Below are 19,737 nucleotides of genomic sequence, written 5' to 3' on the forward strand. Positions count from 1 at the left end.
CGTTTTGGCAAAAAAATCTCTATAACCGTCTGTTTAATATGCTTTGTAACAATTTCGACTAGAATATATACCAGATTTGACTGGTCGTATTGACGCAGTTTTTTAAGAATACGCACTCAACTGTTCGAGCCTTTGGGAGTTATAAGAATGCAAGAGAACTATAAAATTCTGGTTGTGGATGACGACATGCGTCTGCGGGCGCTGTTAGAGCGTTATCTCACAGAGCAAGGCTTCCAGGTCCGCAGCGTGGCCAACGCAGAACAGATGGATCGCCTGTTAACCCGTGAATCCTTCCACCTGATGGTGCTGGATCTCATGCTGCCGGGCGAAGACGGCCTCTCTATCTGCCGTCGTTTACGCAGTCAGAGCAACCCGATGCCGATCATTATGGTCACCGCGAAAGGCGAAGAGGTCGACCGTATCGTCGGCCTGGAAATCGGCGCCGACGACTATATTCCAAAACCCTTTAACCCGCGTGAGCTGCTGGCCCGTATTCGCGCGGTGTTGCGCCGCCAGGCGAACGAACTGCCGGGCGCGCCTTCCCAGGAAGAGGCCGTCATCGCCTTCGGCAAGTTTAAGCTGAACCTCGGCACCCGCGAGATGTTCCGTGAAGATGAGCCTATGCCGCTGACCAGCGGCGAGTTCGCGGTGCTTAAAGCGCTGGTCAGCCATCCGCGCGAGCCCCTCTCCCGCGATAAACTTATGAATCTGGCCCGCGGCCGCGAATACAGCGCCATGGAACGCTCGATTGACGTGCAAATTTCCCGCCTGCGACGCATGGTGGAAGAAGATCCGGCGCACCCGCGTTATATCCAGACCGTATGGGGCCTGGGCTACGTATTCGTGCCGGACGGCTCTAAGGCATGAGGCGAGTCCGCTTCTCGCCCAGAAGCTCGTTTGCCCGTACGCTGCTGCTGATCGTCACCCTGCTGTTCGTCAGCCTGGTGACGACCTATCTCGTGGTGCTCAACTTCGCGATTTTGCCGAGCCTGCAGCAGTTTAATAAAGTCCTCGCCTACGAAGTGCGTATGCTGATGACCGATAAGCTGCAGCTGGAGGACGGCACGCAGCTGGTGGTGCCGCCGGCCTTTCGTCGTGAGATCTACCGCGAGCTGGGGATTTCCCTCTATTCCAACGAGGCGGCGGAAGACGCGGGCCTGCGCTGGGCGCAGCACTATGAGTTTTTAAGCCATCAGATGGCGCAGCAGCTGGGTGGGCCCGACGGAAGTGCGCGTTGAGGTCAACAAAAGCTCGCCCGTTGTGTGGCTGAAAACCTGGCTGTCGCCGAATATCTGGGTGCGCGTGCCGCTGACGGAGATCCATCAGGGCGATTTCTCTCCGCTGTTCCGCTATACGCTGGCGATTATGCTGCTGGCGATAGGGGGAGCATGGCTGTTTATCCGCATACAGAACCGGCCGCTGGTGGATCTGGAGCATGCTGCTTTGCAGGTGGGCAAGGGTATTATTCCGCCGCCGCTGCGCGAATACGGCGCATCAGAGGTGCGTTCCGTTACGCGAGCCTTTAACCATATGGCGGCAGGCGTTAAGCAGCTGGCGGACGATCGCACGCTGCTGATGGCGGGCGTAAGCCACGACCTGCGCACGCCGCTGACGCGCATTCGTCTGGCGACGGAGATGATGGGGCAGGAAGACGGCTACCTTGCCGAGTCGATTAATAAAGATATCGAAGAATGTAACGCGATTATCGAACAGTTTATCGACTACCTGCGCACCGGCCAGGAAATGCCGCTGGAAATCGCCGATCTTAACGGCGTGCTGGGTGAGGTGATCGCCGCGGAAAGCGGTTACGAGCGCGAAATAGAGACCGATCTGCAGGCGGGCGAGCTGCCGGTAAATATTCATCCGCTGTCGATTAAACGCGCCGCGGCCAATATGGTGGTTAACGCGGCTCGTTATGGCAACGGCTGGATTAAGGTCAGCAGCGGCGGCGAGCTTAACCGCGCCTGGTTCCAGGTGGAAGATGACGGCCCGGGCATCAAGCCTGAGCAGCTTAAGCATCTGTTCCAGCCCTTTGTGCGCGGCGACAGCGCGCGCAGCACCAGCGGCACCGGACTGGGGCTGGCGATAGTGCAGCGCATTATCGACAACCACAACGGCATGTTGGACATCGGCGTCAGCGAGCGGGGCGGGCTGCGAATTCGGGCCTGGCTGCCGCTGCCGATAAGCAAGGTCGTCCATCAGACGAAAGATGCCTGAGCGGACTGAAATTAAAAAACGAACCCCGAGAGGTTCGTTTTTTTTATGGCTCAGCCTACCTGACCCGTGGGCCGGCAGGGCGGATAAGCGTCAACGCCATCCGCCACACGCCCTAAAGCTTAGGACCGGCGCTGACCAGAGCCGCACCCGCCGGGGTATCGGTGTACTTCTCAAAGTTAGATACAAACAGCTTAGCCAGCTGCTCGGCCTTCTCCTGCCACTGCTCCACAGACGCATAGGTGCCGCGCGGGTCCAGAATATGGGGATCGACGCCGGCAAGCTCCGTTGGGATCGCCAGGTCAAACATCGGCAGGGTGAAGGTTTCCGCATCGTCCAGAGAACCATCCAGAATCGCATCGATAATCGCGCGGGTGTCTTTAATCGAAATACGTTTGCCCGTGCCGTTCCAGCCGGTATTCACCAGATAGGCCTGGGCGCCGGCAGCCTGCATGCGTTTTACCAGTACTTCCGCATACTGCGTTGGATGCAGCGAGAGGAACGCCGCGCCAAAACAGGCCGAGAAGGTCGGCGTCGGCTCGGTGACGCCACGCTCTGTGCCGGCCAGTTTAGCGGTAAAGCCGGACAGGAAGTGGTACTGGGTCTGGTTCGCCGTCAGGCGTGAAACCGGCGGCAGTACGCCGAACGCATCCGCCGTCAGGAAGATGACCTTAGTCGCGTGGCCCGCTTTAGAAATCGGCTTAACGATGTTGTCGATATGGTAAATCGGGTAGGAGACGCGGGTGTTTTCGGTTTTGGAACTGTCGTCAAAGTCGATGGAGCCGTCTTCGCGCACGGTGACGTTCTCCAGCAGCGCATCGCGGCGTATGGCATGGAAGATATCCGGTTCGGGCCTCTTCCGATAAGCGAATGGTCTTCGCATAGCAGCCGCCTTCAAAGTTAAACACGCCGTCATCGTCCCAGCCGTGTTCATCATCGCCAATCAGGCGACGCTTTGGATCGGTAGACAGGGTGGTTTTACCGGTGCCGGACAGGCCGAAGAACACCGCGACATCGCCTTTTTCGCCAACGTTTGCCGAGCAGTGCATCGAAGCAATGCCCTTCAACGGCAGCAGATAGTTCATGATGGAGAACATCCCTTTCTTCATTTCGCCGCCGTACCAGGTGCCGCCAATCAGCTGCATCCTTTCGGTAAGGTTAAAGGCGATGAAGTTTTCCGAGTTCAGGCCCTGCTCCCGCCAGTCGGGGTTGGTGCATTTGGCGCCGTTCATCACCACAAAGTCAGGTTCGAAGGTCGTCAGCTCTTCTTCGGTCGGACGGATAAACATATTCTTAACGAAATGAGCCTGCCAGGCCACTTCGGTAATAAAACGTACCGAAAGACGGGTGTCGGCATTGGCGCCGCAGAAGGCGTCGACGATAAACAAGCGTTTGCCGGAGAGCTGCCGGGTGACGAGACCTTTAAGGCTTTGCCAGGTCTCTTGCGTAAGGGGTTTATTATCGTTCTTGCCTTTGCCGTTATCCGCCCACCAGAAGGTGTCGCGGGTCGTGTCGTCACGAACGATATATTTATCTTTCGGTGAGCGGCCGGTAAAGATGCCGGTATCAACGGCGACGGCGCCAAGATTAGTTTCTACGCCACGTTCAAAACCTTCCAGGCTGGGATCAAGCTCTTCGCGATACAGAGTGTCGTAATCGGGGTTATAAAGCACTTCACTCACATCGTTAATACCATAAGCCTTGAGATCCTGCGGGGTTATACCTTTAACTCGCATGTCACTACTCCTTAGCCAATTTGTACTGCCTGAGATTGTAGGGTTGTTTATGGGTTGTTAACCGCGACCAAACTCATAGATTTGAGTATCCAGCCCGATTCGACAGCGGAAAACGCTGTGCAGCCGGCCGCGACGGGGTGAGAGTATGGCAGGAATTGACAAAAGCTCGGGTAAAATATGCCGGATAAGTTAAAAAGCAGCGCGATAAACGGATGCTTTGTGAATGAGATCGCTATTGCAAGCAACGCGTTGAAAAAGAAGGGCGGACAAGCGCGAGCGCCGTCCGCTAGCGGGATAAATTAATGGACCTGAGGGTCTGCCGGGGAGGCGTTGTTGCGGATCGCGGCGATATCCATGGCGTCGAAAATGTAGTGGCTGCCGCAGTAGTCGCAGTTCATATCGATTTCGCCTTCTTCGGCGATGATGCTGTCCACTTCTTCGTCCGGCAGGGTTTTCAGCGCGTCGGCGCAGCGCTCGCGCGAGCAGGTGCATTTAAACTCAACGGCCTGGGGATCGTAGAGCGTGACCTCTTCTTCGTGATACAGACGCCACAGCACATCGTTAGCCGGCAGCGTAAGCAGCTCTTCGGCGGTAATGGTTTCCGTCAGCGTCGCCAGGTGAGTAAAGTCGTCTGCCTGGGCATTTTGCGCAGGTAAAACCTGCAGCAGCATGCCGCCTGCGGCCGCCTGGCCTTCAACGTCGCCGGTACGGATAAACAGACGCGTCGGCAGCTGCTCAGAACGCAGGAAGTAATCTTCCAGGCAGTCGGCCAGCGTATCGCCTTCCAGGCCCACAACGCCCTGGTAACGCTCGCCTTCGCTCGGCGTGATGGTGATAACCAGGTAGCCGTTGCCGACCAGGGTTTTTAAATCGGCGTCGGCCGGGACATCGCCCTGAACGCGAGCCACGCCGCGCATCTGCTGTTTGTTGTTGCCGTTAATTACCGCGAGGGTCATCGGGCCGTCGCCCTGCAGCTGGACGGTGATGTCGCCGTCGAACTTCAGGGTGGCCGTCAGCAGGCTAGTCGCGACCAGCAGTTCGCCGAGGATTTTTTTCACCGGCTGCGGATAGTCATGGTTTTCCATGATGTGCTGCCAGGTTTCGGATACCGTTACCAGTTCGCCGCGCACGGCATAGTTTTCAAACAGGTAGCGATGGAGTTGGTCGTGTTGAGCCATAGTTTTCTCTCAGTCAGGCGGCAGCTAGTCGTTGCCGCCGTGTTTAAATTTCATCAAATCCCGGCGTTCTTTCTTGTCCGGGCGACGGTCCGGGTGCGGCATAGTCAGCGAGTTCGTCTTGCGTGCCTGCGCCATTTTTTCCCGCTTTTCGAGGCTCTCCGCCGTCTCTTCATAAAGCTGCACGGCTTCCGTTGCCGGACGACGCTGGTCGGTGATGCCAAGCACCTTGACGGTGCGTTCGTCATTGCCCTGGCGCAGCGTCAGCACGGCATTGAGTTCAACGGTCTTGCTGGGCTTGCTGCGCTGCCCGTTGTAATGCACCTTGCCGCCTTCAATCATTTCCCGCGCCACGGCGCGGGTTTTGTAGAAGCGCGCTGCCCACAGCCATTTGTCGAGGCGTATGCCTTCGGACGATTTCTCTTTCATGGCTACTCCTTAAAACGAAGCGAGGGAATCAGGCGACGGTAGTCATTCAACGCGGGATGACGCGCGTAGGTTTTGTCCGCCAGTCCGGAATCCGGATTGGTCACCCCCAGGCAATAACGAATACCAAACTTCGCCGCTGCATCCAGAATCGGCTCGCTGTCATCGATAAATACGGTTTTTGCTTTATCCAGCCCCGTATGCGCCGCAACGGCCTGCCATAAACGCTGATCCTCTTTCGGATAACCAAATGTGTGGGTGGAAAGCAATAAATCAAGGTGCTGCGCTAAACCGGTGTGTTCAAGCTTGACCGCCAGATTATAGGGATGCGCATTCGTCAGCAGGATTCGCCGTTTACCGCAGGCCTTTAGCGCATCCAGGAAGGGGGCGGTATCTTCACGCAGCACGGCGTTTGGCCCCTGAGCGGTAGTCATGGCGCAAATGTCCAGCCCAAGCCGCTCGCTCCAGTAATCCAAACAGTACCAGTTTAGCGTATGTTGCACGGCATGATATTCACGGGCGATCAGCAGGTGGGCTTCCTCAAGGGGAATGCCTCGCTCAAGGCTTACGGTTTCCGGGACCAGCTTCTGCCAGAAGTGGGTATCAAACGCCAGATCCAGCAGCGTACCGTCCATATCGAGCAAAACGGTATCGACGTCCTGCCAGGCAATATCAATATGCATGGGTTAAACCTGATTGAGGAAAACTGCGCGACAGGTTAGCACACTGCCGCGCGAAGTTTAGAACAGCGAACGTACCGCAGGGAGGGGTGCTAGCGACGGATTCATGCAGTTTTCGTAGTACTGCTGAATCTGCGCGAGGCGGTTACGGCTGCGGCGATAGCGGCGCAGGGCGAGCAGGCCGTTGACCGCAAGGCTTACCAGCAGGCAGAAAAGCAGCAGCGTCGTGGCGATATAGCGCCACAGGCTGCTGCTGTCCGGAATGCGGTGCAAGGTGACGTGCTGCGTGCCGTTCGCATCGGTGCTCAGGCCGGTGATAATCCCTTCGGCGCTGAACGGCGTCTGCAGCAGCATGCCGGTAAGGCGCTGGAACTCGCCCCATTGCTCCTGCGCCGGGTAGTCATACAGCGAAACAGGAGGGAGCGGCTGATCGACCAGATCGCTTCCTTCCTCGCTGATAATGATAAACCCGCCGGGGGCCGGACTGTTGAGCTTCTGCGCCGCGCGGGCGGTTTCACGCACAAAGAACGGGGCCGTGGAGGTGGTCACCAGATTATCGAGCGATTCGGCGCTGACCGGGCGTAGCAGTACGTTTACGCCGTCAAGCTTGCCCGTGTCGGCTCGCTTAATCAGTGAATCCCAGTCTTTGGTATTGCCAAGGTTAATCAAAGCGTTTTTTAGCCGTACGCATTCGTCATCCGCCGTGCAGAGCGCCTGCGTTTTCTGCACGATGCCGGCAAAATTATCCAGCAGCACCATGCCCGATTTCTGGATGGCGGTTCTTAGCTGCGGGTTAACCTTCGAGTCGGCTTCCGTTTGCGGGTGGATTTGGCCGCTTACGGCCTGAATCAGCGCGGTGGCTTTATCCATAATGTCTGATTCCGGCAGCGGCAGCGGGCGTGCGGTATTCCAGACAATCTGCGAGCAGTCGAAGGGCGTAAACGGATAGTTCTGTTTGGTTGGATAGGCGCCTGGCAGGTGGATATTGCACATGCCGGTGCCCTTGACGCGCAGCGTATCGCCGACGCGGAGCCGGGTTTTATCCAGATCCGCAACGCTTGTGGCCTCGACGGACTGGGCGCCTTTCAGCCATGAAATGCTTAGCTTAAGCGGCATTTCGAGAGGAACCCAGATAGTCAGCATCAGCAGCACCGCCAGCGCGCCGGTGGCGATCACCATGTTGCGCACCCAGTGCTGAATGGGGAAGTTTTTGACCTCGTCGTGCAGCGACAGAAAACGACCCTGGCGCACAACGTGCCTGTCCAGATAGATATCGATGTCGGTTTCCTGGCCCAGATCCTGCGCCACGTAGGGCTGCCAGTGCGGAGGGTAAACCAGGTCGATAATGCCCAGCGAGATATTGTTAATCTGCTCCTGGTTGGATTCGCCAAATAATCCCCAGCGCTTTGGCGTGCCCCGCAGGCAGTGTATTTCGCGCAATGTATTCTTTGCCGGAGGCGCGAACAGCCCCCACAGGCTTGCCGCCAGCAGCATCACCGCGCCGCCCAGCAGCCACGGCAGCACGACCGAAGGGCCCACCAGGCAGAAGAATAGCATCACAAACGCGACGCAAATCAGGATGGCTTCGCGCAGCCCGTCCGGCCGGCTTAGCGCGGCCTCTTCAGGGGTTTCCTGACGGATATTGAGCAATTCTATCTGTTCGCTCTCTTCACCGCGGATGGAGGCCTGGCTGGCGGTGGTGCGTTCCAGCGCGAAGCCCCGGTTTTCACCGTTATCTTCGTTTAGCGTATGGCCGTTAAGCGAGATAACCAGCGGTACGGTTTCAGTACGTATCAGCTCAACGTTATTGTCGTTAGTGATGTACTGCTCCCAGAACGGCGGCAGATGAACTTCAACAGAATCAAGGTAGTAGCGCCACTTATTGGCATCGTCGGTCGACAGGCCATAGCGAGTGATGGAGCGCGTCAGGGACAGGACAGTGTTGCTTTGCGCGTTAAGCACGAGCTTAACCGGCGCGGTGCTTGCCCCGGAAGGCCCGACGATATCCTGCGTGCGGGTCAGCGTCTCAATGTAGTTTTCAACGGCGGTGCGTTCTTCGGCGGTTAACTTGCGCGAGGTTGCTCCGGTAAAAGATTGCGTGTGCGGCAAACGGGCGCGCAGCCTCAGGCTGCGCCAGACCAACCATCCGGCAATCAATACGCAGGCCAGCATAGCAGCTAAAAGAAGTAGTAAGGTGCTCATGCTTTCCCCATCAAATAATCGTTTTCTTATTCAAGCGCAGCAAGTTGCACCCCTTCAAAAAAGTTATGGGTGTAAGAGTTGTTATCGGCAGGTATTAACAGGAACTTGAGACATATTTGTAAGGGCACAACCTGCGGTAAACTGATGTTAGCAAAGCGACTTCCCTGTAAATATCAGCAAATTCCTATTTCATTGCTAACTATTGACATATAAGCCTGTGCTGTTCTTAGGGGTATAAAGTTACACAAATGTAAATAATAACCGATGTGCATTGCGCGAGATGTGCGGCATACCGCACAATAGCTTCCTGTCTTCACTGTTAAATCCAGCCACGATGAGCAAATCCTTACAAAAACCGACCATTTTACATGTTGAAACCGTGGCCCGTTCACGTCTGTTTAATGTCGAAACGGTGGACCTGGAATTTAGCAACGGCGTGCGGCGCGTGTATGAACGTATGCGTCCTTCCTCCCGCGAAGCGGTGATGATCGTGCCCATCGTGGACGACCATATCATCCTGATCCGGGAATATGCCGTCGGCACAGAATCTTATGAACTCGGCTTCTCCAAAGGGCTAATCGATCCGGGTGAAACCGTATTTGAAGCGGCAAACCGCGAGCTTAAAGAAGAGGTGGGCTTTGGTGCAAACGAGCTGACCTTCCTCAAAAAGCTCACCATGGCGCCGTCTTATTTCTCCAGCAAAATGAATATAGTGATTGCTGAAGACCTCTATCCTGAATCGCTGGAAGGGGATGAGCCGGAAGAGCTGCCGCAGGTGCGCTGGCCCTTGGCGTCGTTAATGAGTTTGCTCGACGAGGAAGACTTCAGCGAGGCGCGCAACGTCAGCGCGCTGTTCCTGGTCCGGGAGTGGTTAAAAGAGCAGGGACGTTTGTAGATATCCATAAAAAAAGCCCTTCAACAGAAGGGCTTTTTTACTTCAGAACAGCTCGTGCTCTTCGCCGTTATCAATAATCGTCGTACCCACCTCGTGCACCGCCTGCTGTGTTGGCTGCGTGCCCTCAATAAAATACTCTTCACGGCTGTTGCCGCCGTTGGCCAGCTGCCCGGTGCTGCGGTCGATATTTACCGTCACAATGCCCGGCGGCGGGGTGATGGGCTCTTCAGGTACGCCGTCAAGGGCGACTTTCATGAAATCGTCCCATGCCGGCTGGGCGCTCTTGGCGCCGCCTTCGTAGCCAGATATCTGATCCTTAATCGCGCCGCTTGCAGAAGTGCGGCCAAGATCGCGGCGATGATCGTCAAAGCCTATCCACACGGAGGTCACAACTCCCGGGCCGTAGCCTGAGAACCACGCATCTTTAGAGCTGTTCGTCGTACCGGTTTTGCCGCCGATATCGCGACGTTTCAAATCGCGTCCGGCGCGCCAGCCCGTACCCTGCCAGCCCGGTTCGCCGTAGATATTGGTATTGAGCGCGCTTTTAATCAAAAACGACAGCGGCGTATTGATAACGTGAGGCGCATACTCAGGCGCGGTGGTCTGCGCCACGAGGTCGTTGTTTGCCTGTTCAAGCTTCGGCATAGGCACGCTGGCATTCTGCTGTTCCCGGGAAACCGCTACATCTTCCACATCCTGGTTTTCCAGCACGTTGGATTTTTGCGTCTCGCCGTAAATCACCGGCAGATCGCACTCGGGGCAGGCCACTTTTGGCTTCGCTTCGAATATGGTGCGGTCGTTGTCATCGACGATTTTTGTGATGAAGTACGGGTCGACCAGGAAGCCGCCGTTAGCCATAACCGAGTAGCCGCGCGCCACCTGCATCGGGGTGAACGACGCGGAGCCCAGCGCTAAAGATTCGGTATGCACGATGTTCTGCGCCGGGAAGCCGAAGCGCTGTAGATATTCTGCGGCGTAGTCCACGCCCATCGCGCGCATCGCCCGCACCATCACCACGTTTTTCGACTGGCCCAGGCCCTGACGCAGGCGAATCGGCCCGGCGTACTCCGGCGGTGAGTTTTTAGGACGCCAGTCTGAGCCGGCGCCTGCATCCCAACGTGAGATAGGCACGTCGTTCAGGATGCTGGCCAGGGTTAAGCCTTTATCCATCGCGGCGGTGTAGAGGAAGGGTTTGATATTCGAACCCACCTGGCGCAGCGCCTGGGTGGCCCGGTTAAATTTGCTTTGATTGAAGTCGAAGCCGCCGACCAGGGCCCAGCACCGCGCCGTCGCGTGGATTGATGGACACCAGCGCCGAGTTTACGTCCGGCACCTGGCCTAACCACCAGGCGTCATCAACTTTGCGCACCCAAATCTGCTGCCCTGTCTGAACCACATCGGTGACTTTACGCGGGGTCGGGCCCTGCGAAGTATCAGAGCGATACGGACGCGCCCAGCGTACGCCGCTCATGCCTAGCGATACCGAGGTGCCGTCGGCCATCAGCGCCGTTGCTTCTGTCGCATTCGCGCCGGTGACCACCGCCGGGAACAGAGGGCCGTAAACGGGCAGATTTTTCAGGGAGTCGATGATTTTCTTCTCGTCCCAGGCGCTTTCGCCCACCTTCCACAGCACGTTTGACGGGCCGCGGTAGCCGTGACGCATATCGTAAGCCATGACGTTGTTACGAACCGCCTGCTGGGCGCCCTGCTGAATCCTGCGGGTGATGGTGGTGTAAACCTTGTAGCCGTCTTCGTAGGCTTTATCGCCGTAGCGGCTTACCAGATCCTGCCGCACCAGCTCAGAAAGATAGGGCGCTGAGAAGGCGATTTCCGGAGCGTGGTAGTTTGCGACAATCGGCTCGCCGCGCGCTTCGTCATACTGCGCCTGGGTGATGTAATTTTCACTCAGCATACGCGCGAGGACAACGTTGCGGCGCGAGGTGGATCTTTCCAGCGAATAGAGCGGGTTAAACGTCGATGGCGCTTTTGGCAAACCGGCGATCACCGCCATTTCGCTCAGCGTAAGCCGATCGACAGTTTTGCCGAAATAGACCTGTGCCGCTGCCCCCACGCCGTAGGCGCGATAGCCGAGATAGATTTTGTTCAGATAGAGTTCAAGGATTTCATCTTTGCTCAGCAGCTGCTCAATACGCACCGCCAGGAAGGCCTCCTTGATCTTACGCATCATGGTGCGCTCAGGGCTCAGGAAGAAGTTGCGCGCCAGCTGCTGGGTAATGGTGCTTGCGCCCTGGGAAGCATGGCCTGAGAACAGCGCAACGCTTGCGGCACGGAAAATACCCACCGGATCGACGCCGTGATGCTCATAGAAGCGGCTGTCTTCGGTGGCGATGAACGCTTTCACCATTTCCGGCGGAATTTGATTCAACGTCAGCGGGATACGGCGTTTCTCGCCGTACTGGGCAATTAATTCCCCGTCAGCGCTGTAGACCTGCATCGGAATCTGTAGCCGCACGTCTTTTAGCGTGGCGACATCGGGCAGCTGCGGCTCTATAAACTTATACAACCCGTAAATCGAGCCGGCTCCCAGCAGAATGCAACAGACTGCAAGGATGAATAAATACTTTACGAACTTCACCTTAAATTTCCCATCAGGTTCCCACTGGGCAGTTTATAAACAAACGCGCGGTAGTATAAAGGCAAGCCAGAAGCTTTGATATGCCAAATTCGAAAGCAAACGACACGGAGATCGTCACTATGGTTATCAGCACCTGGCAAATAGGCTTGGAAATTCAACAGCAAACGTTGCGCGCGGTGGCCGTAAAGCGGCAGCGGCAGGGATGGCAGCTACGCCAATGGTGGCTTATTCCGCTGCCCGAAAACACCTTTCGGGAAGGCGTCGTGCAGGCGCCGGAAAACCTGATAAAAGCGCTGGCGCAATGGCGAAGGGAGCTGCCGTTACGCCATCAGCTTCGCGTCGCCTTTCCGACCCGGCGCACCTTACAGCGTCCGGTTCCGACGCCCGATAACCGCCTGTGCGAACCGGCCCGTGAAAGCTATCTCGCCGCCTCCGCCGCAGAGCAGCTGCAGATGTTGCCTGCTCAACTGAGCTGGGATTACACGGCGATGCCGCAGGATGCGGCTCAAATACGGGTAATAGCCGCCCGGCACAGCGAGGTGCGGGAACTTCTTACAAACCTTGCCAGGCAGCGCCTGTTCCCTGTCTCGCTTACGCCGGGCGCGAGCGTGCTTCCCGCTCTTGGCCGCCTGTGCAGCCCGGACAAGCCGCGTTTGCTGGTGCACCAGGAGCAAGATCACTGGCTTTGGGCCAGGCCCGGCGAAGAGCCGGACTGGGGGTGGACGGACGTTCGTCAGGCGCAGACGTTTTCTGATTTATGCCGGCAGCTGGCGGTCGAGCCGCAGGAGGTCGCCTTCAGCAGCGCGTTGGCGGAACCCTTGCCGCAGGGCGCGCGGCCATTAGACGCCTGGCGCGCGTTGGCGCGGCTGCAACCTCCGTTGCCGCCGCATGGCGGAAGCTTCACCGTGGCTATCGGGCTGGCTATCGGGTGGGTCAACCGATGACGGCTTTGATCAACCTGCTGCCGTGGCGAAAGCGCACCCGTCAACGTCAGCTGCGCCGCTGGGGTTTACTGGCCGCGGGGTGCGTGCTGTCGGCGTTATTGGTCGCTGCTGTCAGTCGCGCTTTGGTTGCGTGGCAAGCAGAGCAGCAGCGCATTCAGGCCGAATATCTGTCGCAGCTGCGTGCTTCGCTGCAGCAAAAATATCAGGCGGCGCAAAAGCTGGCTAAGCGACAAAAATTACAGGAGGCGCGTAAAGCGCAGCGATTATCGATAAGTGAATGGGAGCCACGGCTAATCCGGCTGGCCGGCTCGTTGCCCGCCGGCATCTGGCTTACCTCTCTTGCTATGGCAAAAGGGCGAATAGCCCTTCACGGCAACGCGGAAAAACCGGAGGACTTACGCCTTCTGGAACAGAATTTACGGCAGCTTCCTGAAGTTATTAACGTCTCGGCGAAGGAGATCCAGCGTAACCCTGATAGCCCGCTGGCGTTCTCCTTCACCTTTGCCTTTGCGGAGGTGGATAGTGCTGACTGAACGCTGGCTGGCCGCCCCCCGCCGGGTGAAGTATGCGAGCCTCGCCGCGGTTAACGCTGCCGTAGTTATCCTTCTCCTGTGCTTTGTTATCCGGCCGCAGCAGGCGAGGCTGCGGGAATCTTTACTTCATAATCAGCAGGAAAGCACAACGCTTGCCCGGCTGCGCCACGGCGTTGTTGCTTTGGTTTCATCCACCCGCGTCGCGGAACAACCTGGAGAAGCCCCGCCGCCTGAAAGTTTTTCAGCGGTGGAGTTTGCCCATCAGGGCGGAGGAAAACTCGAAAAATGGCAGCCTGAGGGCCAAACCGCCACGCTGGAAATGCTGCTGGCCTGGGAAAAACTTCCTTCCTTATTTGCTCGCTTATCAGGCTATGGCGATATCGCGCTGCAGGGGTTTGCCGTCGAACCAAAAGGCGAGCGCCTTCGACTGGCCATCACGCTGGACATCAGCGATGAACCGTAACCTTCTTCTTGTCCTGCTGATAGCGGCGCAGCCGGCTTCGTCCATGCCGCGAAACCCCTTTCAACCGCTGCTCGCGCCTTGCGATGCGCTTGTTAAAAAGCTGGCGCAGTGGACGCTTCATGGGGTGATTAGCTCTGAAAAAGGCGCGATCGTCATAATGCGCGATCCGCAGAAAAAATGGCGCCGCCTTGCTCGCGGGATGCAGACAGAGCGCGGAACGCAGATCCTTGAGATCGACCAACGGCTTTTAACCGTCACCTTGCCCGCGGAATGCGGACGACCCTTTTACTCATGGAAAACAGAAGGAAAAACATATGGCATGGATGCGCGCGTTCGTTCTGCTGATAGCCTGGCCGTCAGCAGGCCTCGCGGATAAAGTTTCCCTGACGCTGGATAATGCGCCCGTGGCCCAGGTTTTACAGGCGCTGGCAGAAAACCAGCGCCTTAATCTGCTGATAGCGCCCGGCGTGGAGGGCGTGGTGTCGCTCCATCTGCAGGGCATTCCTGTGAAACAGGCTTTTCAGCTGGTGCTGAAAACGGCTGAGCTGACGCAGCTTCGCGAAGGAAACGTCCTGCAAATCGTACCAAAAGCCCACATGCAGCAACAGCAGGCCGTACAGGAACAACTACGTCAACAGCAGGCGTTGAAGCTGCCGCTGCTTAACCAGGTATTTTCTCCGGCCCATGCCGACGCCGGCGAGCTAGCCGCGGCGCTCAAGGCGGTGGGCGAAAAGCTATTAAGCCCGCGCGGCAGCATGACCGTGGATAAACGCACCAACCGCCTTATCGTGCGGGATAACAAAGCTGCTCTGAAGCAGATAGCGGGCTGGGTGGAGGAGATGGACCTCCCTATGGGGCAGGTGGAAATTGCGGCGCATATCGTCACCGTTAACCAGAATAAGCTGCATGAGCTGGGCGTGAAGTGGAATCTCGCCCAGGGCAGCAGGGGAAGCGCCGCGCCTGATTTTACCGGTATGGGCGCGGATGTTTCCGTAAACAGCGCCACAACGCATATCGGTTTTAATATTGCGCGTATTGATGGGCGGCTGCTTGAAATGGAATTATCCGCCCTTGAGCAACAGCAGCAGCTGGAGATTATCGCCAGCCCGCGCTTAATGGCCGCCCATCGCCAGCCGGCCAGCATCAAGCAGGGTACGGAAATTCCTTATCAGGTCGCCAACGGGGAGAAAGGATCGACATCCGTAGAGTTTAAAGAGGCGGTACTGGGGATGGAAGTTACGCCCACCATTCAGCCGCGGGGCAACATCCGCCTGAAATTACGCATCAGCCAGAATATGCCGGGGCGGAGCATCGAGCAGGCCAATGGAGAGGCGCTGGCCATAGATAAGCAGGAAATCGAAACCGTCGTGTCGGTGAAAAACGGGGAAACGCTCGCGCTGGGGGGGATTTTTCAGCAGCATAATAAAGACAGCCGTGACAAGGTTCCCGTGCTGGGCAGCCTTCCGCTGCTTGGCGGCCTGTTCCGCCACGATGCGAAAGACAGCCAGCGTCGCGAGCTGGTAGTTTTTATTACGCCCCGACTTATCCCGATTCCGTAGCTTTTTCTAAAGCCGCCGACGGATTTTTCTCGTAATCGTAGCTCAGGTGTTTGACGGCAGAGAGGAATTAGCTTACAAGGTGTACCGTTTCGAGAAGCAGGGTAATAATTTCCTGCGGCCGATAAACCTGGTTTATGCTTTTCATCTCTTAGCTGGGGCGTTGAGTAATTTAATCGGTTGCCAAACTACCTTGAGTGTTGAGATAATTTTTAGTCTGATTCTCGAACTCACGCTTATGAGGTTTCAGTTCATGTCCCGCCGCAGCAGGTTGTTACCGGGTGGGTTTATCATCAACGAATTGTCTTAGTAGTACCGAAAAAATGGCAGAGAAACGCAATATCTTTCTGGTTGGGCCTATGGGTGCCGGCAAAAGCACTATTGGGCGTCAGTTAGCTCAGCAACTCAATATGGAATTTTTCGATTCTGATCAAGAGATTGAGAAACGTACCGGAGCTGATGTGGGCTGGGTATTCGACGTTGAAGGCGAAGAAGGCTTCCGCGATCGCGAAGAAAAAATCATTAACGAACTCACTGAAAAACAGGGCATTGTGCTGGCGACTGGTGGCGGCTCTGTGAAGTCTCGCGAAACCCGTAACCGTCTCTCGGCCCGTGGCGTTGTGGTTTATCTTGAAACCACAATTGAAAAGCAGCTTGCCCGCACCCAGCGCGATAAAAAGCGTCCGCTGCTGCAGGTTGAGACACCGCCTCGTGAAGTGCTTGAGGCCCTGGCGCAAGAACGCAATCCTCTTTACGAAGAGATTGCTGACGTGACGATTCGCACTGACGACCAAAGTGCCAAAGTGGTTGCTAACCAGATTATTCATATGTTGGAAAGCAATTGATTCTGGCTTAATCGAGAAACGCCTGCGGGCAAAGCTTCTTAAGGTGGACTTCGCGTTATGGAGAGGTTAGCTGTTACTCTCGGGGAACGTAGTTACCCTATCACCATCGCTGCCGGGTTATTTAATGACTCGGCGTCCTTTTGGCCGCTGAAAGCTGGCGATCAGACGATGCTGGTGACCAACGAAACCCTTGCGCCACTTTACCTGGATAAGGTGCGTGGTCTGCTTGAGCAAGCGGGCGTTAAAGTCGATACCGTCATCCTGCCGGATGGCGAAAAATTCAAAAGCCTTGCCGTACTCGATACCGTCTTTACGGCGCTGCTGGAAAAGCCGCACGGTCGCGACACGACGCTAATCGCCCTTGGCGGCGGCGTGGTAGGCGACTTGACCGGTTTTGCCGCGGCGAGCTATCAGCGCGGCGTACGCTTTATTCAGGTTCCTACCACCTTGCTTTCGCAGGTGGACTCCTCCGTTGGCGGTAAAACGGCCGTTAACCATCCCCTTGGTAAAAATATGATTGGCGCGTTCTACCAGCCCGCTTCGGTGGTGGTGGATCTCGACTGTCTGAGTACGTTGCCGAAACGGGAGCTGGCGTCGGGCCTGGCTGAGGTGATCAAATACGGCATTATTCTCGATGCGGCGTTCTTTAGCTGGCTTGAGGATAATCTCGACGCTTTATTAGCGCTGGACGGCAAAGCGATGGCTTACTGCATTCGCCGCTGTTGCGAACTGAAAGCAGAAGTTGTGGCCGCCGACGAGCGCGAAAGCGGCTTACGTGCTTTACTCAATCTGGGCCATACCTTTGGCCACGCCATTGAAGCCGAAATGGGCTATGGCAACTGGTTGCACGGCGAAGCGGTCTCAGCCGGAATGGTTATGGCCGCGCGCACTGCGTTTCGCCTGGGACAATTCAGCGAAGCCGACGTTCAGCGCGTCATTACCCTGCTGCAGCGTGCCGGGCTGCCCGTTACCGGGCCGCGGGAAATGTCAGCAGACGCATATATGCCCCACATGATGCGAGATAAAAAAGTACTGGCCGGCGAGCTACGCCTTGTGCTGCCGTTGGCTATCGGGAAGAGTGAAGTTCGTGGCGGAGTGCCACACAATGTCGTTCTGTCCGCCATTGCTGATTGTCAGCAGGCTTAACTATTAGAAATGATTGGTCGCCGCAGTCGGGCGATTTTTAACTTCGGGCGATGTGCAAAGTACGTACTGCTGGCATAAGCCTTTGAGTGGGGTGTTAAATGGATGAATTCAAACCGGAAGACGAACTGAAACCCGATCCCAGCGATCGTCGTCGGGATCGTTCACGCAAGCCTGACGAGTTCGATAACGAACCGCAGATCAACGTCGATGACGTCGATCTTGATGCCGATGAACCTCGTTCCTCGCGTTCCCGTCGTCCTCGCGACGAAGAGGAGTACGAAGGCGATGACGGCATGAAGGTTGAAGCCGCCGAACGCCGTCCCGCGCGCGGACGCAAAAAAGCCCCGAAACAGAAGGTTCCCGTCTCTCGTCAGCATCTGATGATGGGCATCGGTATTCTGGTTCTGCTGCTGCTCATTATCGGTATCGGATCCGCGCTCAAATCGCCTTCTTCCGATAATGATACGGCCAACAAAAATCCAAACGCCGAAAAGAATATCGATCTGTCCGCCACCAATGACACCGCGAACCAGGCTAACGGCGCGCAGCCGCAGCCGGGCGAGTCAAACGTTGCTAACCAAACCGCTAACGCGGGCCAACAGCAGCAGGAAGTAAATTTACCGCCTATTTCTTCTACCCCAACGGATGCGCAGGTGCAGCCGACACCAGAAGGCCAGCAGCGTGTGGAAGTTCCAGGCGATCTGAATAATGCGCTGACACAGCAGCAGGATCAGATCGACAACGCGGCAAGCGGTTCTACTCTGCCAACCCAGCCGGCTACGGTTGCACGTATGGCAGGCAGCGGTGCGGCAGCCATGCCTGCTCAGAATACCGCGAAAAACGAGCAGGCACGCCAGCCGCAGCCAGCCGCGCGTCCGGAACGTAAACAAGCGGTGATTGAGCCGCATAAAACTCAGCCAGCGCAGGCTAAACCTCAGGCAACGGCGAAAGCTACCGTTGCGGAGCCAAAACCTGTTACTACCGCGAAACGCAGCGAACCTGCGGCAGCGGCTCCGGTTAAAGAACCTGTTAAAGCGCCGGCTGCGGCTGCGGCACCGAAAGCGGCGGCTCCAGCGGCGACAGCCAGTACTGCGGCTCCAGCGGCAAGCGGCGGCGCGATGGTTACCGGGGATGCGAGCGCAATTAAAGGCGCGCCGGGCAGCCATTACACCCTGCAGCTCAGCTCTTCTTCCAACTCTGCGAATCTGAACGCATGGGCGAAGAAAGAAAACCTGCAGCATTACATGGTCTACCAGACCGTACGTAACGGTCAGCCGTGGTACGTGCTGATTAGCGGCGTTTACGCCAGCAAAGACGAGGCGAAACGCGCCGTTTCAACTCTGCCGGCTGACGTACAGGCGAAGAACCCGTGGGCAAAACCAATTCATCAGGTTCAGTCCGATCTGAAGTGATGGCAAGCGCAGTCGCTGTCGGAACCTTTCCACAGCTGGAGAAGGTGTAAATAGTTAGACAGCATGAAAAAAAATCGCGCTTTTCTGAAATGGGCAGGGGGGAAATACCCCCTGCTTGATGACATAAAGAAGTATCTGCCAGAAGGTGACTGTCTGATTGAGCCATTTGTTGGTGCAGGCTCCGTCTTTCTGAACACTGACTATTCACGCTATATCCTCGCGGATATCAACAGCGATCTGATTAACCTGTACAACATTGTCAAAGCGCGTACCGACGAGTATGTTCAGGAAGCCCGCAGCCTGTTTGCGCCCGAGCATAACAATGGCGAAGCCTTCTATCTGTTTCGCGCCGAGTTTAACCAGTGCAAAGATGCGTTTCGCCGTGCGGTGCTGTTTTTGTACCTTAACCGCCATTGTTATAACGGACTGTGCCGTTATAACCTGCGCGGCGAATTCAACGTGCCGTTTGGCCGCTACAGTAAACCCTACTTTCCGGAAGAGGAGCTGTACCACTTTGCCGAACGGGCGCAGCAGGCTACTTTCGTCTGCCAGTCGTATGATGTCAGCATGACGGGCCGCCGCCGCGGGCTCGGTGGTGTACTGCGATCCGCCGTACGCGCCGCTATCCGCCACGGCGAATTTTACGGCTTATCATACGGACAGCTTTAGCATAGTGCAGCAGCAACATCTGGCTGCCCTTGCGGAAAACCTGCAGGAAAACCGCATTCCGGTGCTGATTTCCAATCATGACACCGAGCTGACCCGGATTTGGTATCAGCAGGCGAAGCTGCATAAGCTGCAGGTCAGACGCAGCATCAGCAGAAATGGCGGAACGCGTAACAAGGTGGACGAACTGCTGGCGCTTTACGGCGTAGCCTGAGCCGTTTCGTTCGCCTCAAAAATGACAATATATT

General features: G+C 56.6%; 14 protein-coding genes and 4 pseudogenes. 12 read left to right on the plus strand and 6 right to left on the minus strand.

The features are described 5' to 3' along the window. Positions 1 to 147 precede the first annotated feature (147 nt). Entirely contained in the window at positions 148 to 867 is a 720-nt protein-coding gene (gene ompR / locus WLO32_RS01460) for an osmolarity response regulator transcription factor OmpR (protein ID WP_001157751.1), read from the plus strand. Next, positions 864 to 2,217: pseudogene (gene envZ, locus WLO32_RS01465) on the plus strand (two-component system sensor histidine kinase EnvZ). Before ompR ends, envZ begins: the two are co-directional and overlap by 4 nt. Positions 2,218 to 2,329: 112 nt before the next feature. On the opposite strand, the pseudogene pckA reads toward envZ, so the two are convergent. The 5 genes and pseudogenes from pckA to WLO32_RS01490 all read right to left on the minus strand — a co-directional run bounded on the left by pckA (position 2,330) and on the right by WLO32_RS01490 (position 8,433). After that, positions 2,330 to 3,950: pseudogene (gene pckA, locus WLO32_RS01470) on the minus strand (phosphoenolpyruvate carboxykinase (ATP)). Between the two features lie 299 nt (positions 3,951 to 4,249). Further along, positions 4,250 to 5,128, minus strand: a complete 879-nt coding sequence (hslO, locus tag WLO32_RS01475) for an Hsp33 family molecular chaperone HslO (protein WP_435946953.1) — start codon at positions 5,126 to 5,128, stop codon at positions 4,250 to 4,252. Positions 5,129 to 5,152: 24 nt separating this feature from the next. After that, a complete protein-coding gene (gene hslR, locus WLO32_RS01480) occupies positions 5,153 to 5,554 on the minus strand; it encodes a ribosome-associated heat shock protein Hsp15 (protein WP_435946954.1) in 402 nt (133 codons plus the stop codon). Positions 5,555 to 5,556: 2 nt separating this feature from the next. Next, the gene (gene yrfG, locus WLO32_RS01485) at positions 5,557 to 6,234 is read right to left on the minus strand and encodes a GMP/IMP nucleotidase (RefSeq protein WP_435946955.1); all 678 of its coding nucleotides are present in this window, start codon (positions 6,232 to 6,234) and stop codon (positions 5,557 to 5,559) included. Between the two features lie 57 nt (positions 6,235 to 6,291). Then, positions 6,292 to 8,433 (minus strand): intracellular growth attenuator family protein, encoded by a 2,142-nt coding sequence (locus WLO32_RS01490; RefSeq protein WP_435946956.1) that lies wholly within the window; start codon positions 8,431 to 8,433, stop codon positions 6,292 to 6,294. 334 nt (positions 8,434 to 8,767) lie between these two features. On the opposite strand from WLO32_RS01490, the gene nudE reads away from it, so the two are divergent. Beyond that, a complete protein-coding gene (gene nudE, locus WLO32_RS01495) occupies positions 8,768 to 9,328 on the plus strand; it encodes an ADP compounds hydrolase NudE (protein WP_121267474.1) in 561 nt (186 codons plus the stop codon). Between the two features lie 42 nt (positions 9,329 to 9,370). Here nudE and mrcA read toward each other — a convergent pair. After that, a pseudogene (gene mrcA, locus WLO32_RS01500) lies at positions 9,371 to 11,924 on the minus strand (peptidoglycan glycosyltransferase/peptidoglycan DD-transpeptidase MrcA). Between the two features lie 80 nt (positions 11,925 to 12,004). Between mrcA and WLO32_RS01505 the strand changes: the two are divergent. The 9 genes and pseudogenes from WLO32_RS01505 (at position 12,005) to dam (ending at position 19,703) form a co-directional block, all read left to right on the plus strand. Beyond that, complete coding sequence (locus tag WLO32_RS01505; RefSeq protein WP_435946957.1) at positions 12,005 to 12,868, plus strand: pilus assembly protein; 864 nt, start codon at positions 12,005 to 12,007, stop codon at positions 12,866 to 12,868. Next, a complete protein-coding gene (locus tag WLO32_RS01510) occupies positions 12,865 to 13,401 on the plus strand; it encodes a PilN domain-containing protein (protein WP_435946958.1) in 537 nt (178 codons plus the stop codon). Before WLO32_RS01505 ends, WLO32_RS01510 begins: the two co-directional genes overlap by 4 nt. After that, the gene (locus tag WLO32_RS01515; RefSeq protein WP_435946959.1) at positions 13,391 to 13,864 is read left to right on the plus strand and encodes a hypothetical protein; all 474 of its coding nucleotides are present in this window, start codon (positions 13,391 to 13,393) and stop codon (positions 13,862 to 13,864) included. Before WLO32_RS01510 ends, WLO32_RS01515 begins: the two co-directional genes overlap by 11 nt. 43 nt (positions 13,865 to 13,907) lie before the next feature. Beyond that, positions 13,908 to 14,240: a HofP DNA utilization family protein gene (locus WLO32_RS01520; RefSeq protein WP_435948227.1), complete on the plus strand. Its 333-nt coding sequence runs from the start codon at positions 13,908 to 13,910 to the stop codon at positions 14,238 to 14,240. Next, positions 14,179 to 15,423 (plus strand): type IV pilus secretin PilQ, encoded by a 1,245-nt coding sequence (gene pilQ / locus WLO32_RS01525; protein WP_435946960.1) that lies wholly within the window; start codon positions 14,179 to 14,181, stop codon positions 15,421 to 15,423. The genes WLO32_RS01520 and pilQ overlap by 62 nt, the downstream gene beginning before the upstream one ends. Positions 15,424 to 15,743: 320 nt before the next feature. Continuing rightward, positions 15,744 to 16,265: a shikimate kinase AroK gene (aroK, locus tag WLO32_RS01530; protein ID WP_121267467.1), complete on the plus strand. Its 522-nt coding sequence runs from the start codon at positions 15,744 to 15,746 to the stop codon at positions 16,263 to 16,265. 57 nt (positions 16,266 to 16,322) lie between these two features. After that, entirely contained in the window at positions 16,323 to 17,411 is a 1,089-nt protein-coding gene (gene aroB / locus WLO32_RS01535) for a 3-dehydroquinate synthase (RefSeq protein ID WP_435946961.1), read from the plus strand. Between the two features lie 98 nt (positions 17,412 to 17,509). Next, the gene (gene damX, locus WLO32_RS01540; protein ID WP_435946962.1) at positions 17,510 to 18,823 is read left to right on the plus strand and encodes a cell division protein DamX; all 1,314 of its coding nucleotides are present in this window, start codon (positions 17,510 to 17,512) and stop codon (positions 18,821 to 18,823) included. Positions 18,824 to 18,886: 63 nt separating this feature from the next. Next, positions 18,887 to 19,703, plus strand: a pseudogene (dam, locus tag WLO32_RS01545) (adenine-specific DNA-methyltransferase). Positions 19,704 to 19,737: the final 34 nt, after the last annotated feature.

The sequence above is a fragment of the Dryocola mayonis genome (assembly GCF_051307045.1).
Classification (GTDB): domain Bacteria; phylum Pseudomonadota; class Gammaproteobacteria; order Enterobacterales; family Enterobacteriaceae; genus Dryocola.